Annotated in this window: 10 protein-coding genes; 6 read left to right on the top strand and 4 right to left on the bottom strand. The window is 49.3% G+C overall.

Annotated features, from left to right (window positions below):
• Window positions 1-3: 3 nt before the first annotated feature.
• The 5 genes from HGH92_RS19920 to HGH92_RS19900 all read left to right on the top strand — a co-directional run bounded on the left by HGH92_RS19920 (window position 4) and on the right by HGH92_RS19900 (window position 6,056).
• Window positions 4-1,464, top strand: coding sequence for a SusD/RagB family nutrient-binding outer membrane lipoprotein (locus tag HGH92_RS19920; protein WP_168872507.1), 1,461 nt, complete (start codon window positions 4-6; stop codon window positions 1,462-1,464).
• Window positions 1,465-1,475: 11 nt separating this feature from the next.
• On the top strand, window positions 1,476-2,705 hold the full coding sequence (locus HGH92_RS19915; RefSeq protein ID WP_168872506.1) for an alkaline phosphatase family protein: 1,230 nt from the start codon (window positions 1,476-1,478) through the stop codon (window positions 2,703-2,705).
• 340 nt (window positions 2,706-3,045) lie between these two features.
• The gene (gene rsgA / locus HGH92_RS19910; RefSeq protein WP_168872505.1) at window positions 3,046-4,107 is read left to right on the top strand and encodes a ribosome small subunit-dependent GTPase A; all 1,062 of its coding nucleotides are present in this window, start codon (window positions 3,046-3,048) and stop codon (window positions 4,105-4,107) included.
• Between the two features lie 122 nt (window positions 4,108-4,229).
• Window positions 4,230-5,174 (top strand): SDR family NAD(P)-dependent oxidoreductase, encoded by a 945-nt coding sequence (locus HGH92_RS19905; RefSeq protein ID WP_168872504.1) that lies wholly within the window; start codon window positions 4,230-4,232, stop codon window positions 5,172-5,174.
• Window positions 5,175-5,183: 9 nt separating this feature from the next.
• Entirely contained in the window at window positions 5,184-6,056 is an 873-nt protein-coding gene (locus tag HGH92_RS19900) for a helix-turn-helix domain-containing protein (RefSeq protein ID WP_168872503.1), read from the top strand.
• Window positions 6,057-6,059: 3 nt separating this feature from the next.
• Here the strand turns inward: HGH92_RS19900 and HGH92_RS19895 are convergent, their stop codons facing one another.
• Complete coding sequence (locus HGH92_RS19895; RefSeq protein WP_168872502.1) at window positions 6,060-6,491, bottom strand: SRPBCC family protein; 432 nt, start codon at window positions 6,489-6,491, stop codon at window positions 6,060-6,062.
• A gap of 226 nt (window positions 6,492-6,717) precedes the next feature.
• On the opposite strand from HGH92_RS19895, the gene HGH92_RS19890 reads away from it, so the two are divergent.
• Window positions 6,718-11,043 (top strand): hypothetical protein, encoded by a 4,326-nt coding sequence (locus tag HGH92_RS19890; RefSeq protein ID WP_168872501.1) that lies wholly within the window; start codon window positions 6,718-6,720, stop codon window positions 11,041-11,043.
• Between the two features lie 64 nt (window positions 11,044-11,107).
• On the opposite strand, the gene HGH92_RS19885 is transcribed toward HGH92_RS19890, so the two are convergent.
• Genes HGH92_RS19885 through HGH92_RS19875 form a run of 3 tightly spaced genes read right to left on the bottom strand, consistent with a single transcriptional unit; the run spans window position 11,108 to window position 17,343 of the window.
• Window positions 11,108-12,568, bottom strand: coding sequence for a redoxin domain-containing protein (locus HGH92_RS19885; protein ID WP_168872500.1), 1,461 nt, complete (start codon window positions 12,566-12,568; stop codon window positions 11,108-11,110).
• A 20-nt stretch (window positions 12,569-12,588) separates the two neighbouring features.
• Entirely contained in the window at window positions 12,589-14,019 is a 1,431-nt protein-coding gene (locus HGH92_RS19880; RefSeq protein ID WP_168872499.1) for a RagB/SusD family nutrient uptake outer membrane protein, read from the bottom strand.
• Between the two features lie 12 nt (window positions 14,020-14,031).
• On the bottom strand, window positions 14,032-17,343 hold the full coding sequence (locus tag HGH92_RS19875) for a TonB-dependent receptor (protein WP_168872498.1): 3,312 nt from the start codon (window positions 17,341-17,343) through the stop codon (window positions 14,032-14,034).
• Window positions 17,344-17,405 lie beyond the last annotated feature (62 nt).

Below are 17,405 nucleotides of genomic sequence, written 5' to 3'. Positions count from 1 at the left end.
ATCATGCGTACATCATCAATTATCATATTTTGTTTACTGGCAACAGCTTTCAGCAGTTGCAAGAAGTTTGAGTACTTCCAGACAGACCCGAACAAACCCACGCAGGCCACACCCGAACTGCTGCTGACCAATATAGAAACCGCCGCCTTTAATGACATCAGCACTTCGGGCGCATTCGCCTCCCGTTACCTGGTGAACACAGACGGAATAGACTCGTACCAGTATTACAACTGGCAACGGTCCGGCTTTGGTGAGTTTGGCAGCCTTCGCCAGGTGGTGAAGATGGAAGAAGAAGCCACCCGGATCAATCAGCCCGTTTACCTGGCGCTCGGTAAATTTTTCCGTGCCTGGTTTTTCATGAAACTGACGCTGGCCTTCGGCGATGTGCCTTATAGCGAGGCGCTGAAGGGGTCTTCAGAGATGTTCACGCCGGCATACGACCGGCAGGAAGACATCTTCCTGAATATCCTCAATGACCTCAAAGCTGCCGGCGACCAACTCGCATCAGCCGACGGCGATATCCGGGGCGATGTTATTTACGGCGGTAAAAAAGAACAGTGGAAACGCCTGATCAACAGCTTCTCCCTTCGGATATTAATGAGCCTGTCGCAGAAAGAAGGCAATGCCAAACTGAAAGTGAAGGAACGTTTTGCCGAGATCGTGAACAACCCGGCCAAATATCCGCTGCTGAGCGGCAGCGCCGACAACGGACAGCTGGTGTTCGCGGACCTGCAGGACAACCGCTATCCTTACTATAACAACAACAGCATGCAGACAGCTTTCTACCTGGAAGAGAATTTTGTCAACCTGCTGAAACAGTACCAAGATCCGCGGTTGTTCCGCTTTGCACAGAAAGCCACCAAATTCGCAGGGCTGCCGGACAACGACTTTAACGCTTACGGCGGGGCCAAAGGCAGCGCCACTATCGATGAGAACAACAGTCGCGTAGTAAACGGCGAAGTGTCCAAGATTGCCAAACGTTATTACAATGACCCTGTCAATGAGCCCAGCGTAGTGCTCGGATACCCTGAACTTCAGTTTGTACTGGCAGAAGCCGTGGTACGTGGCTGGATCAGCGGCGATGCCAGCGATTATTATAAAAAAGGCATACAGGCATCCATGGAATTTTGTAAAATAGCACCGGCAGATATTACGGCGTATCTTGCACAGCCGTCCGTACAGCTGGTATCCGGAAAAGAGCTGGAAGGTATTTTCAATCAGAAATATATCAGCTTCTTTATGAACTCCGGCTGGCAGGTGTTTTATGAACAGCGCCGTACAGGACTGCCGGTATTTGATGTTTCCGGCAACGGGGTGCTGAACAATAAAAAGGTGCCCAAACGCTGGATGTATCCTGAAACAGAACTTAATCTCAACAGGCAGCACGTAAGCGATGCCATCACCCGGCAATACCCGCAAGGTGATAACATCAACGGCGTTATGTGGTTGCTCGTAAAAGAATAAAAACGTGGCCCATGTTAAAAGCATTTATTTTTTCTATCGTTACTTTCTCCTGCACCACGCTGATAGTACAGGCACAAAAAAAGAAAGCCCTGTTTATTATCGTGGACGGTATCCCGGCGGATGTCATTGAAAAACAGCCGACGCCTAATCTGCGCGCCATCGCCAGGGTAGGTGGCTACACCCGCGCTTATGTAGGCGGTGAGAAAGACGGGTACTCCCAGACGCCCACCATCTCCGCAGTAGGCTATAACAGCCTGCTTACCGGCACCTGGGTAAACAAACACAATGTATGGGACAATGATATCGCAGCACAGAATTACAGCTACGGCAGCATCTTCCGCTTTTTCAAACAGGCATACCCGCAGAAGAAAACCGCTGTCTTCTCCTCCTGGCTCGACAACCGCACCAAACTGGTGGGTGACGGCCTGCCGCAAACCGGTAACCTGAAAATAGATTACCATGTGGACGGACTGGAGAAAGACACCGTTCGCTTCCCGCATGACAAAGACAGCTGGTACATGCACCTGATCGATGAAGCCGTAGTGGACAGCGCTGCAGACTATATCCGCAAACAGGCGCCTGACCTGTCATGGGTATACCTCGAATACACCGACGATATGGGACATCGTTATGGCGACAGTGAAAAATTCTATAACGCTATCAATATGATGGACGCCCAGGTAGGCCGCATCTGGAACGCGCTCGAATACCGCCGCAAAAACTTCGGCGAAGACTGGCAGCTGTTCATCACCACAGACCATGGCCGTACCGCCAGCAACGGCAAAGGCCACGGCGGACAGTCCGACCGCGAACGCACCACCTGGATGGTCACCAATGCCAAAGGCCTGAACGATTACTTCAGGACCGGTCAGCCAGGCATCGTGGACATTCTGCCAACCATGGCCCGTTTCCTCCAAATCAACATCCCACAGGCAGATGCCCGCGAACTGGACGGCGCGCCGCTGACAGGAAAAGTATCCCTGACACAGCCCGGCGCCACGCTGAACAATGACGCCCTGCACCTTACCTGGAAAGCCCGCGAAAAGAAAGGCAACGTGAAAGTATGGGTGACCACCACCAACAACTTCAAAACCGGCGGACAGGACACCTACAAACTGCTCGGCGAAGTGCCGCTACAGCAGGAACATGCCGAAATAAGCGTGAAAGACATGCCTTCCGGATTTTATAAAGTGGTGATGGAAGGGCCGGATAATACGGTTAACCGATGGGTAGGGAAATAGTGATGAATTCTTTTTTGCAACGGGGGACGTCTCAAAACTGAGACGTCCTCTTCTGTTTTAGGTATATTGATCTGATGTTGAACCCTTTCAGTCCTCTTCCGGGGACGGTCCGGACGTATTGCAACCGAAAACCAGTTTACAATTTAATATTTTCCTATCTTTGTGTCTTATGACACGCCAATCAACATATCACCTCTTGTCGATCATTGTTGCCTAACGCAGGCCCACAAAGCATTCCCGCTTTAATACTCCCCGGCTACCTGCGTTAAAAGTCTTCAATTAATTTATTGAAACAGGATTGCTATGCCTATCCGCATATGCAAGACAAAATTGTTATACCATGCCGATACTACAATTGTACGGTTGGAATGAGCATTTTATGCGTCATTTTGAAACAAACACATCTCAGGACCTCGAAGCTGCGAGAGTGCTGTCCATACAAGGATTTAAACATCTGCTGATCACCGAAACCGGCAACCTGGACGCGCAACTCGCCGGCGCACTTATCAACAGCTGTGAGCCTGAAGCCTATCCCAAAGCAGGCGATTGGGTGCTGGTGAAACGTTACGACGAGGAGGGCATCATTATCGGTACGCTGCCGCGCATCAACGAGCTTAGTCGTAAAGCCCCCGGTACGCAAAGCACTCGCCAGGTGCTCGCTGCTAACATCGATGCCGCGTTTATTGTGCAGGGGCTCGACCAAAATTATAATGCTATGCGTTTGCAACGTTACCTGCAACAGGTGGTGCAATGCAATATTTCGCCTATTGTCATTCTCAATAAAGCTGATCTCGTACCTGATGCGGAAAGGTACCGGCAAGCGGTACAGGAGCTGGGATACAACTGCCCGGTGGTGCTCACCAGCGCGCTGGATGAGGCACAGCAAAAAGAGTGGAGCAGTCAATACCTCGTGCCCCGGCACACCTACATCCTGCTGGGATCTTCAGGCGTAGGCAAAAGCACGCTGCTCAACAACCTGCTTGGCTACAGGCTACAGGAAGAAGGCGCCACCAGCAGCGCCAACAACAAAGGAAAACATACCACCACCGCCCGCCATCTTGTACTGCTTCCCAATGGCAGCATGATCATCGACTCGCCGGGAATGCGCGAGTTCGGCGTTACAGAAGAGAGCGAAGGCAAAGGCATACATCACCCACTGATAGATGAGCTGGCACAGCAATGCCGGTTTGGCGACTGCACCCATCAACACGAGCCAGGGTGCGCCGTCATAGCAGCTGTCCACCATGGTACATTGCCGGAGCCGGTATACCGCAGCTACCTGAAACTATTGCGTGAGCAATACCATTTCAAGACCAGTGAAGCAGACAGGAGGCGAAATGAAAAGCAGTTCTCCAAAATAGCCAGGCAGGTAGGTAAGCACCGCAAGGACAGCAAATATTGACGCTGTTTCCAAAAATCAAAGAAGCTGTCTCAAATCACTTTTGAGACAGCTTCTTTGTTTCCCATAACTATTGGTTTGATTTCCACAATTTTTCCCTTTCCCGATATCTTAATTTTGCGCAAATGGAAACCATACAACAACCCATCAGCTCTCCCTTCAACGCGGAAACCACCGCAGCAGCGGTAGCAGCTGGCCATGATTTACGCGGAAAAACAGCGATTGTCACCGGCGGTAATTCCGGTATCGGGCTGGAAATAGCCAGGGTATTAAGCCATGCAGGGGCGCAGGTGATCGTCGGCGCACGGGACGCGGGCAAAGCCACTGATGTACTGCAACAGCTGCGCAACGTTGCCTTTATTCCGCTGGACCTGGCTGATCCGGACAGTGTAGACAGCTTCGCGGAGCAGTTCCTTGTCCAATACGGTAAACCCGATTACCTATTCAACAACGCAGGCTTGTTCAACGTCCCGTCTTTTCAAACGGACAAACGGGGATATGAGCTGCAATTCGGGGTCAACCATCTCGGTCACTTTCAGTTGACCGGCAGGCTATGGCCAGCACTGAAACAGGCCGGCGCTGCAAGGATCATCAACACTTCTTCCATCGGGCACCGGCATATGGCGTGGCAACCCGATGACATCAACTTTGAAAAACATCCATTTGACACCAGGAAGGCCTATGGGCAGTCGAAAACCGCCAACGTGCTGTTTACCCTTGCGTTGGACCGTATTGGTCAACCGCATGGCGTCCGGGCCTTCGCCGTACATCCCGGCGCTGTGGCCACTGATATTTTCCGGTATATGAGCCGGGAGGAATACCGCAGGTGGGCGGAACCGGTCAAAGCGTTTAAAACGCCGCAGCAGGGCGCCGCCACGTTAGCCTGGTGCGCACTTAGTCCCCTGCTGGCCGGCATCGGAGGTGTTTATTGTGAAGACTGCAACATCGCAGAGCGTGTGCCCGCTGACGTTACCGTACCCTACGGCGTCCGGCCTCATGCGCTGGACCCTATACAGGCTGCCGCCTTATGGCAATTGAGTGAACATATTACAGGTGTCAGATTTTCGTAACTTAGGTACATGAAGTCACCGGAACAAATAGGACAGTTTTTCAGCAGAAGAAATCAACCGTATTCAGACTTACAGGACTTTTATGTTTTTTATGTGGGGGATGACCACCCGGGCGTTCCTTCACCTTTCGTTCGGCGTAACTATTATAAAATTTCGCTGATACTGGAAGGCGAAGTCCGGATCATGTATGCAGACCGCACCATCACGGTAAAAGACAAAGCTATCCTGTTCAGCAATCCGATGATCCCCTATTCCTGGAAACGTATTTCTGACAAGTTGCGTTACTATTTCTGTTTATTTACCGATTCCTTTGTGTACAATCTGGCGGCATCCACCGTCTTCAATATCAGGGGCGATCATGTACTGCTTCCGGATGAAGCCACCGCAGAGAAATTGGTCTTCATTTTTGAAATGATGATCAAAGAGCAGGAAGGGCACTATCAACAAAAAAATGATGTCATCAGGCATTATATTCAGTTGCTGCACCATGAAGCCGTGAAGATCACGTCCCCTGCCACCTGGCAGCTGCATAACTCAGCAAACAGGATCACCACACTGTTCCTGGAACTGCTGACCAAACAATGCGCCATTACCACCGTGCATGAGCAGGTACAGCTAAAAACCGCAACTGCTTTTGCAACACAGCTGTCTATACATGTGAACTACCTGAACAGGGCCGTTAAATCTGTCACCGGCAAAACCACCACCCAGGTGATCGCAGACCATCTCCTGAAGGAAGCCAAAACCCTGCTGCGCACCACGGACTGGAGTATCAGCGAGATAGCGTACTGTCTTGGCTTTGGACACCCTTCCAACTTCACTGTTTTTTTCCGGAAAATGAGCGGACAGAACCCGCATGATTTCCGGGGAACCAATCAATAGCGCTTATTCAAATTTGCTCTGGTCGGGATAAGGCTGCCCTTTCCCTGTCTGGCACAATCGTTTCAAGCTTCTCAAAAATATGGCCCAATCGTAGGTGCAGACAGCATAAGTCGGCGAATAGACTTTCCATCCATCATGATGAAAGAACAAGGTCGTGCCGAGGTTATGCGGCTCCAGGTCAAAGGTGATAGTCGTACCAATCCATTCATCCACAGCTTTGAGGCATTCCCATTTTACCTGTTTGGATGGCTCCAGCACCACCACCTTCATCTCTTTTGCATAGTCATCAAACGCAAAGCGTGCGATGCTGCCAATTTCCGGCTTTGCAACGGTGTCCGGTGTCCACCAGCCGGCAAGTCCTTCCTGTGTGGAAAGCGCCTTGTAAACTTGTTCCGGAGAAGCTTTAATGACTAGTCTGTGCCAAATATTGACCATCGTTATTGTTTTTGTTGAATAACAAATTTAACTGCTTGTTGTTGGTTATAAGAGATGTAAAAGAGACATTCTTGCAGGGTGATCCTGCCACTCGTCCGCTTGATAAAAAAATTCTCTATTTATCTCAAAAGCATACCATTCTCTTGCTGGCATTGTGTTATACAAGTAATCACAGCTGTTGCAAAGACAGCATTATTAAGAAAAAATTTAAATTATTTTTTTGTCTATGTCATTATCAATAGGTCAGCTTAGAAAATTATTAAAGCAGGACGATCGGTTTAACCCATTCTCAACATTATTTGATGGCGAAACACTTAGGAAGGCAGCGGGCAAACACGAAGACCAGGAACCCAAAGCGAAACATTTGCTCCACTATGTTTTACTGGCCAACGAGCTTTACAAAGAGTTAAGCGCCGGCATATATCGGGATTTCGAGAAACTTGGACTCAACAAAGATGGCTTGAGGGCATTCTTTTTCGCGTATTTTAATAAAATGCATCTGCAATGCTGCTCGCAGCTAAGCACACTTCAGGAGAAAGGTGCTGGCATTCAGGACCTCAGCATTATGGGAAAGGCGTTTGTATTTGAAGACGAAAATGGGCAAGCGCATGACGCGAGTGCTGTTATGGAAAACCATGTCGACCTGCTGGCATTGATACTACAGTTCATCGCGCAATGGCCGGGTCCCGCTGTAACAGATGGGGAAAAGAAGCACACCTCATTTGATAGTCACAAGATACTGGAAGCTGCTGGTGTCATCCTGGTTTTTAAAGAAATGATTTATTACAGACTGATGTTCGATCAATATTACATCATCTGGGGAGAGGGTAAAAAAATCACCCTTAAATCAGAAGATCTTCAGGTAGAACTAGTCAGAAAAACAGGGCTTATCCGAAACAGTACTCAGGTGATCCATCGCACAATTGAAATAGCATTGACGGAGAAATCCACGTACGAACCTCTCCTCTCGCTACTGGGCGCTGTAGCACCGGAAGGAGAAATTACCATCCAACCAGGATACTTGACAGACAGTCCGCAGAGAATTGCCATACAGATAGCACTGGAAGAATACCGTTACATCGATGATATGCCGTTGCCAGCCGTTGAAGGCGTTACACTTCGTCAACTAGGCACCATTTTTTTAACTTTGTTGAATCTCACCGCACATGTGAACACCGTTGCCGGCGAAGATCAAATCCCTCTTTATTATGACAAAGCAACGCTCGTCAAAGAACTAGCAACATTGCATGACCTTACGGAGGCCGCTGTCAACAGGTTTATTGAACTGCTCACCGCAGATTTGGAGCAACCGTACTTCTGGCGGTATCCATTTTATCTGATCGGCGATAAATTATTCATACACCTGACTACGCTCACCCAACCCAATATAACGCTCTATTTTGATAACTGGTTAAGAACAGGAGGCCTCTCAGAACAAATGATCAGACGTGCTTTTAAAGAATTTCTCATCAAAACACTGAACAAGAACACGCGACACCGGTTTGAGCATATACCGCTAGATGATAAAGAGCACTTCAACGACAACATTCTGTTTGAATTAGATTCCTGCGCGCTTTTAATAGAAGTCTTTACTTTCGACTTCACTGTTAAAGAACAAGAATACGAACATACTTTACAGCATCTGGCCGCCACTGCAGAAACATTGAAGGAAAAAACCGTATTGCTGGATGGCCAGCGTAAGTCCAATTCAAAAATAATAACATGCATTCTTACTAACCACCCGATATATTCAGGATTAAATCTCAATGACGTACCGATTGTAGATTACCGTCTTATCAATAACTATGTGAAGATAGGAGAATATAACAGCATGGCACTTCATCAGGGATCTGTAAATCTCGCTGCTAAAGCGATTGCTGCTATACCGTACTACAAAAACGCAGAGGAATTCAGTAACAATCTGGAGTTCTTTATTCAGTCTCCGACGCCTGTCATGATAAATCAAAATAAAATAAAACGTCTCACCGCCAATATAACACCACTGGCCACCAGGGAAATGGAGATCCTGCTGGAAACATTGGACCTAATGAACGATGATGAACTAAAGCAGCAAAACTCCGATACCGTTGACTGGGGGCTCTACTATAAACATTACATTTCACAGGAAAGGAACAAAGAGGCAGTAGATAATACTATCCAGTTTCACCTTTCCACCCTTTTCCACAAAACAGCACGGGCAGGATATATTCCTCCCGGCCAGCGGGAACAGCTGCTGGACGCAGTAATCAAATCAAGGTCCACCGGCATCAGCCACCTCAATCGGTATATTACCGAAAATCTGAATAAAATCGATTTAGACATCTCCGAGGACGATAAAACATTTGATGTACCACCGGAGGTTAATGGCACCAATATTACAGCGCTGCTTAAACGGGTGGAGGAATATCTGCAATATCAGATCTGTCTACCGGAAGTCAGATTACCGGAACTATTTACTCCCACTGAAGAAAAAGTACTTATCTCTTTTGCTGTATTCTGCGTACAAACCCAAAACTACCAGCAACTAAATTCTACAGAAATTCAGTACCTATTCCTATCGTTGGCCATTTTATATGGGCTGCGTGACAGACAGCCTACAATGGAAACGTTTTACAACTGTTGTGCAACCACCGTTATGTTGCTGAACTACTCTCATATGCATGAAAAAGCCAGGAATCTCTCTGAAGAGGTGTTGCAGATTGCGGTTACCCACCACCAGCATGCATATGCCTGGAATATCCTTTTTCATTGTTATACCATGCAGGAAAATATATATCAGGCCGCCATGTATGGTTGCCTCTACTTCACTGCACTGATGACATTTGAAAAAATATCCTATAGTCTGATGATAAACGGTTACTCCCATTTCCTTATTTATCTCAGAAATTTTGATCACTACGAAGAAGCCGTCACTTTTTTTAAATGGCTGAATCAATTAAAGCTCAAAGATATCGACAGATATAAGATAACAGGCATCTATTTCAACTTATTGCTAAAAAACGTTCATACCCACCCCGAAGCGCTTTCTGAAATATACATCTACCTGGATCAAGAGGTATACGCTATTGTCCGTTCAGGCATAGCACTCGCTCCCTGGCTCGCTATCCTTTACCAGATCTCTAAGCTCAGCGAACAAGGATACTGCTCTTCACACGAAAAGGTACCTGTCTTAATCAACATTCTGGAAGAGGCTTGCGAGCAGGATGAGCTGGATGCATTAAGAGACAAAATATACGGTGCTGAGGAAAGATCCAAATCTGTTTTTATTGAAGGTCTGATGCATACCATGGAAACCAGGAACGTTCAGGACTATACCTTCGAAGCCGCCCACATTACCTATCTGGCCAATCATATGATCCGCTATTGTCTGAAGACGGGAGATACGGAAGGCATATTATTATCCGGACTGGTTTTAAATGATCCTACGTTTTCCTATCCGGAAAAAGAACGACAGATGGGTAAAGTGTCAGTTGATTTCAATCCGGACCCGGAACTGAAATCCCGGCTTAATCACTATCAGTACTATGTTCTTTCCATGTTAACTTTAAAAAATGAACAATTACTATTATGGTTACTGAAGATTGATTCCGAGATTATTTGTCTGACAATAGACTCCAACAAACATATTGTCACTTATCGGCTTCCCAAATGGGACCTGGAAAAACTCACCCAATGGACATTCCACATCAGAAAATTCCACTTCAATGCCGATAAAATAAGGGACTACGATCTGGCAGAACAGGAAAAAGACTACGCAAAAACCGTTCAATTTTTTGCTTTCGCATCATTGCCAGAGCTACCTGCCTCCTGCACAGAAGTGTTGGTTTGCTTTAGTACTGACCTGGCTTCTATGCCGCATAACCTGCTAATAACAGGTAATCAGTTTGCCGGAAAGAAGTACGGACTCTGTAATATCATGTCTATCGAGAACCTGCTGCAGCACCATCGTACGGTAACGCTGTACAGTAACTGTACCATGGCGGCCTGGATACCCTCTGATGACGGCAATCATACCATCGCATGGGGACTGAGCCAGCTGGAACCTGTATTGCAACAATATGTTGCTGCAGTAACTACCACCCGTTATCCAGATATTCCCTTACACGCAGATATCAATATATTTCTGGCACATGGTATACGGGAATTCAACGGATTTAAAGTAGTATCAACCGGTGATAATCCGGAAAACATTATTGTGAATCCATCCAAAGTATTTGGGAAAGGGAGAATAGCAGTTTTATTTATCTGCAATTCCGGATCCTCTATGGAGGAAATGTATGGGCATCAAATCGTTTCTTTCAGTGGCGACCTGCTGAAGGCTGGCTATGACGCCGTAGTGGCTCCTTATTGGCCGTACGATGTCACCATGTCGCGCAACTGGTTACAGGCCTTTATCAATAGCCTGTATGAGGGCTATAATATCAACGAAAGCGTCTATCTCGCAAACCAAAAGCTTTCTACATATGATCCCGAAACATCGCAGGTGTTCTACGCACCTCAGGGCTGCCTGGCAATGCATCTGTATGGCAATCCCAATATCATCATAAAATAACAATGCAAAAGGCCCGGGAAATCCCGGGCCTTTCAGCATTCACGCTTTATCGCACCATCAACAGTCACTGGTTCGCCAGCGTCACCATCGCAGATACCTCCGCAACGGCTGCATCGTCCCCGCCGCTGAAGCCGGTGAACCGAAAACGGATATCACCCTTTCCGTCGATCACGAACTTGGTGGGTATGCCCTGTACTTTATAGCTGTCCACCACTTTGTTAATACCGGTGGCCGGATCTTTCAGGTCCATCAACACCTGGAAAGGATAACCATTACCGGTAATGAACTTTTTGGCACTCGCCGCGGCGTTCTCCTCTTTTTCCCAGGTATGCACAAACAGGAACTTTACATTCGGATCGTTCTTATATTTCTCCATGGCCTTTTTCATGGCCGGGAAAGAGGCTTTGCAGGGGCCGCACCAGGTGGCCCAGAAATCCAGCACGACGGTCTTTCCCTTATAGTCTGACAGCGATACAGTATTGCCGTCCACATCTTTCAGGGTGAATCCCGGCGCCGGTACCTTGATGATCTGTTTGGCGAATTCCGCCTTCATTTTGTCATCAAGACCGCCTTTCAGGGAGTCTATGTATTTCTCCAGCTGGTTGTCGCCACGCACTTTAGCATAGGTCTCTGCCAGTAACCCTCTGCTGCCCGCATTCAGCTGGCCTTGTGCAGCCACTTCGCTGAGGCGTACAAAAGCTTGTTGGTAGTCACCTTTGGCGATCAGCACTTTAGCATACATCTCATTCACCTGGGGGCGGACAGGCGTCTCCGCCTGTTCGGCGCGTTTCAGGTACACCAGCGCCGAATCATATTCTTTGTCGTTAAACAACAACTGCGCATAGGAACTGAGATAGCCGGGATACCCGGTGGCCGCGAACATGGCGCCTTCCTCATTTTTACGGGTGGTTTTGAATTCATAGGCGTCTTCGACTGCTTTTTTCAGCAGCACCTTAGCTTCCGCCGTATGACCGTGTTTGAGAATGCGTGCCGCTGTACCGGCCCATCCCTGCCCTTTCCAGAAGGGCGACATGATACTGTTGGCATATTCCAATGCTTTAGGCAGATTATCAGCGTCTGCATATGCCGTACCTATGCTATTAGCGGCGTAGTCATACACGATCATGTCCTTGCTTCGTTTATCCGGCGGGAATTTTTTAAGCCATGCTTTATAGAGCGCTTCTTTCTTCACCGGATCATTTTCATTATAGATGACTTCCACTGCGTTGTTGCGTGCTACAACCCCGGTGGGGAATTGTTTCGCGGCCACCTGCTGAATGGAATCGCTCACATTATTTTTTTTCAGCTGATAGAAGAAACGGGCGGCTGTAAGCCAGTCTGTTTCTTTTTTGCTTTTGGTCAATGCATACATTTTATCTGTCAGCAGTGCTTTATCTGCTTCGTCGCCTTTGGCAAGGCGGCTATAGTAGCGTACCAGCGAGTCGGCGCTGATCTTTGCCTGGCCGCTTGACTGACCGGCGGTCAGCAGGCAGCCACCAAGCAGGATTGGGAATACTTTCTTCATATAACAGGGTTGGTTTGATGTTAATTGTTATATCCGGGATTCTGTGTCAGCGCCGGGTTAGACACGCGTTGGGCGTCCGGGATGGGATACAGCACGTCTGTGCTTGTCCAGGTAGCAGGCCGCATACCGCCAATCACTTCATCAGCACGGGTTTTACCACCTCCGGAAACAGCCGGCGTACGTTTCAGGTCAAACCAGCGATGCCCCCATTCCCCGAACAGTTCCGCTTTCCTTTCTTTTTCGATGGCAAGCAACAGGTTGGCCAGTGAGATACTGTTGTCCAGTGCAGGCAGACCTGCCTTGTCACGGATGGCGTTCACGTCTGCGATGGCGCCGGGTATATTGCCCAGCTGCGCGCGTGCTTCCGCTCTGATGAGGTATTGTTCCGCCAGCCGCAGTATTACGCTGTATTCATTGCCCATGGTGCTGCCGGTGGCCAGTACCCGCAGTTTGTATTTGGTGATGACTTTGTAATTCTGTCCACCGATGTCCGTAGCCGCCACCCAGGCGGCTTTACGCTTATCGCCGGCTTCCATTGAGTTATACAGTGTATCCGTCAGCGTTACAGCCGGGACAGTACCTGCGGCGGCGGCGTAACTGCCGCCCTGCGCATCCCGGTTGGTCATGTAAATGGAAAGTCCTGTCAACGTTGCCAACTGCCAGATCACTTCATTGCTGCTGTTGCTGAAAGTAGTGTTCAGATCTTTATTGAGGCTGTATATGCCTGAATTGATCACGGCACTGGCAGCGGCTTCTGCTTTGGCCCAGTCTCTCTGGTAGAGGTAGGCCCTTGCCAGCAGGGCGTTCGCCGTCTGCCGGTTGATCCTCGTTCTCTGTGTGGCGGGATAAGCGTCGGTCAACAGTCCCTGTGCTTCGTTCAGATCGGTGATGAGCTGTGTCCATACCTGTGATGCCGGCGTACGTGCCAGCGTGGCATTGCCCAACGGATCATCCTTCAGCGGCAGCGGCACGTCATTGAACATACTCACGAGATAACCATAGATAAAAGCTCTCCACACTTTTGTTTCTCCCAATAACTGATTTTTGACCGCGGGAGAAAGCGCTGTACTGCGGTTAAGCCCATCCATCATGGCATTGGCCTGCGAAATGGTACCATAGGCCCCATACCATAGGTTGGGCACCAGTGTATTCGTGACCGTGATACTGTTCGTTTTAAACTCATCATACGCCGGACTGGAAACATTGTTCTGCAGCTCGTTCGCTGACAGGCCCGGCAACTCGCTCATGGGGAACATCCACTCCCGTATGGCCGAAGTATTATAGATGCCCACCACGGCACTGGTAGCAGTGGCTTCAGAGGCAAAAGCCTGGTCAAGTCCCACCTGCGTGGTAGGTGGACCTATCTCCACCAGTTTTTTGCAGGAAGAAAAAACACCACCTGTCAGTAACAGGGACAGCAACACTTTTTTATGAATATTAAAAGACAACATAACAATCAGGTTTTAGAATGAACAGTTAACACCAAACACAATCGTTCTCAGCGGCGGCATCGCGATCATGCCGGTACCAAGGCCCGGAGGGCCGCCAGGCACACTGGTTTCAGGGTCATAGATGTATTTGTTCTTCATCCAGGTGAACAGGTTCTGCCCTTCCGCATATGCTTTCAGGTTGGCGATATTGGCTTTCTTCAGCCATGCTTTCGGAAAGGAATAACTGAGGGAAGCAGAACGCAGTTTCAGGTAACTGGCATCTCCCCATAAAGCGGTGGAACTGCCGTACTGCGTATAGCCGAGATAAGCCGGCGTGCCCGGTGTGGTAGTGGCGGCAGGGTAAGTGGCGATGTCGCCGGGTTGCCGCCATCTGTCGAGCACGGAAGTGTTCTGGTTGCTCCTGCTGCTGCCGATAGGTGTACTGATATTTTTGGTACTGCCTTTCCGGTGGTGGAACTGTAGGAAGAAACTAAAATCCCAGTTCTTATACGAAAAGGTATTGTTCATCCCACCGAAGAAAGGATTGCCCGGAGGGATGACCTGCCGGTCGTTATTAAAATCGATCGACCCGTCACCGTTCAGGTCCGCGTATTGCGGGATACCGGTTTTAGGGTCATAACCGGTATAGAGATATCTTCTCACCATGTCTATCGGTTGACCGACCAGATAGCTGCTGGCATAGAAAGATTTTTCGATACCGGGGAAATCTATCAGCTTGTTGCGGTAGAACGTCACGTTGAAATCAGTCGTCCATCCGAAGTTCCAGGCTTTGAGGTTCAGCGTGGTAAGCTCCAGTTCCACGCCGCTGTTCTGCACCAGTGCAGGCATGTTCACCGTGTAACTGTTGTAGCCTGACTGTGTAGGCAACGCGGCAGACAGCAGCTGGTCAGTGGACCGGTTACGGTAATAATCTCCGGTGAATTTAATTCTGTCTTGCAGAAAGCCCAGTTCCAGCCCGACTTCCAGCTTACGGGTAGTTTCCCATTTGATACCAGGATTGGGCAGCGTAGCACGAAATAAGGCAGTCCCGCCCTGATATGGTCCGGCTGAAGATAACAGCGGCAGATACAGATAGTTGTTGATCTGATCATTGCCGGTGGTGCCGAAGCTGGCGCGCAACTTACCGAAATTCAGCCAGGGCAGGTTGTCCTGTACAAATGATTCTTCGGAGAACAACCAAGCGGCGCCTACTGCGCCGAAATTGCCCATTGCGTAGTCTGGCCCGAAGCGGGAAGAGGCATCGCGGCGGAAGGTCACGTTCAACAGGTATTTCTTTTTATAGTCGTAATTAACACGACCGAACAGCGACGCAAAACGATAATCGAAATACGAACTGGAATTCAGTACCAGCATACCGGCTCCAGTGAGGGAGCCCAGCAGCGCTTCGCTGCTATAGCTTCTGCCATCGATGCTTTGACCGGTAGAAAGGCTGCGTTGGTAAGTGCCGCCCACCATCAGGTTGATCCGGCCCTGTTTCCCTTCCATGGTGTAGTCCAGCGTAGGTTCCACGATATAGTTCTGTGAGCGTGTATTCGCAAACGTAGCCGACGACTGCGGATTATTGACCGGGTTCTGGGTGGATGCCGGCAGCGGGTTCACCTGGTCCAGCGTGGTGTTCGTATAGCCGAGGCTCACTTTAAAATTCAGGTCTTTGATAATAGAATACCGCAGGCTGGCGTTTGTCATCAGATTGCCGGTAGTGCTGGTATAACGGCGTTGCATCAATGCCACCGGGTTGCTAAATCCACTGGACCACAGCAGTTTGCCGGTACTGTCATACAAAGGCATGTTGGGCGGCAGGTTGTACATCGATATAAGGTCTGAGCCCGGCAATACCGTTTTGTCATTGGAGTAATTGGCCGTGATGGCTGCGTAGAATTTATCGTTCGCGGAGCGGTGGTCAACAGACAGGCGGCTGGTGAAGCGCTGGCTGTTGAAGTCACCTGGGTATACCGTCGTTTCCTTGTGATAGCCGCCGCTGAACAGGAAATGCGTTTTCCCTTCGCCGCCGGACACAGAAGCCTGCGCGTCAGTAGAGCGCGCAGTGCCGCCAACGAGGAAACGTTGCCAGTCGGTATAAGCGTTCTTGTCCCATACGGTGAGCTCCGGCGCATTTACGGTAGTGGGCGTGGCGCCGTCGTTTTTGAACGCTTCCCTTCTCAGGTCGAGGTACTGCTGCGTGTTCATCATAGGAATGAAGCGGTTGACCTTGCCCCATCCCGTATATACGTTTACGTTAGCCCTTGTTTTACCTGACTTCCCTTTTTTGGTGGTGATAAGGATAACACCGTTGGCGCCTCTGGCGCCGTAGATAGCCGTTGCATCAGCATCTTTGAGGATGTCCATTCTTTCGATGTCATCGGGGTTGATCATACTGAAAGGGCTGATGCCGCCGTTGGCCCCGGTGGTACCGAGTGAATTGAGATTATCTGTAGGCGGATAAGCGCCGCTGAAATTAGTATACGGTACACCATCTATCACATACAGCGGGATCGTACCGGAGTTCATAGAGCCTTGGCCGCGGATCTGCACTACCGCAGCGCTGCCTGGCAGGCCGTTCTGCTGTGTGATCTGCACACCGGGAATGCGGCCTGGCAGCGCCGCCAGCGGATTGGACACCGGTTGCATGTCAATATCCTTCGCGGTAATGCTGCTCACTGCGCCCGTGTTCATTCTGCGGGTAGTGGTACCGTAGCCGATCACTACGGCTTCATCGAGCGATTTCAGTTGCTCTTGCAGCACTATGTTTAGCGTAGTACGGCCGTTGACCGCAATCCGTTGCGCCTCGTAGGAAAGATAAGACACTACCACTACGGCGTTAGCCGGCACCCGGTTGATGGCATACTCGCCATTGTCGTTGGTCATGGCGCCGAAAGGGGTACCCGGTATTACCACGGATACAGCCGGAAGCGGGTTTCCTTTGGCGTCCGTGACCCTGCCACGGACAGTAATCCCCCCTTCCGCTGCTCCGGATTCGTTGGCTGGCGCGCTTTTCAAGCGTATGGCAATAAATTTTCCCGACAACGAATACGTGAATGGTTGGTTATTGAAAAGCATTTTCAGCACGTCATTCAGTTCCTGATTTTCCACAGTGATGTTGACAGGTGCAGCCTGACTAAGCTGGTTTTTTCCATAGATAAAGCTATATCCTGTTTGTTTTTCGATTTCCCGGAAGGCTTTTTCCAGCGAACCGGATTTCATGCTGATGGTCACTTTCTGTGCAAACAGCTGTGTAGTCATCAGCAGGGAGGCTGCCAGCAGGCAGGTCCTGTAGTAATTGACTCCCGAAAGGCATAGCGCTCTGATTAGCTTTCTGACAAGCATATCGTTTGGTTGATTTTTGGTAAATAATAAAATACACTCCCACCCTGTAAGATGGCCGGTCT

The organism is Chitinophaga varians (genome assembly GCF_012641275.1).
GTDB lineage: Bacteria > Bacteroidota > Bacteroidia > Chitinophagales > Chitinophagaceae > Chitinophaga > Chitinophaga varians_A.
The sequence above is the reverse complement of the archived record's forward strand: the minus strand, read 5'-3'. Positions and strand labels throughout refer to the sequence as shown.

Excerpts from the sequence above, each read along its gene's own strand:
- HGH92_RS19915 (WP_168872506.1), top strand. The coding sequence starts at position 1,476 with ATGTTAAAAGCATTTATTTTTTCTATCGTTACTTTCTCCTGCACCACG.
- HGH92_RS19920 (WP_168872507.1), top strand. The coding sequence starts at position 4 with ATGCGTACATCATCAATTATCATATTTTGTTTACTGGCAACAGCTTTC.
- HGH92_RS19880 (WP_168872499.1), bottom strand. The coding sequence starts at position 14,019 with ATGTTGTCTTTTAATATTCATAAAAAAGTGTTGCTGTCCCTGTTACTG.
- HGH92_RS19900 (WP_168872503.1), top strand. The coding sequence starts at position 5,184 with ATGAAGTCACCGGAACAAATAGGACAGTTTTTCAGCAGAAGAAATCAA.
- HGH92_RS19885 (WP_168872500.1), bottom strand. The coding sequence starts at position 12,568 with ATGAAGAAAGTATTCCCAATCCTGCTTGGTGGCTGCCTGCTGACCGCC.
- HGH92_RS19875 (WP_168872498.1), bottom strand. The coding sequence starts at position 17,343 with ATGCTTGTCAGAAAGCTAATCAGAGCGCTATGCCTTTCGGGAGTCAAT.
- HGH92_RS19890 (WP_168872501.1), top strand. The coding sequence starts at position 6,718 with ATGTCATTATCAATAGGTCAGCTTAGAAAATTATTAAAGCAGGACGAT.
- HGH92_RS19895 (WP_168872502.1), bottom strand. The coding sequence starts at position 6,491 with ATGGTCAATATTTGGCACAGACTAGTCATTAAAGCTTCTCCGGAACAA.
- rsgA (WP_168872505.1), top strand. The coding sequence starts at position 3,046 with ATGCCGATACTACAATTGTACGGTTGGAATGAGCATTTTATGCGTCAT.
- HGH92_RS19905 (WP_168872504.1), top strand. The coding sequence starts at position 4,230 with ATGGAAACCATACAACAACCCATCAGCTCTCCCTTCAACGCGGAAACC.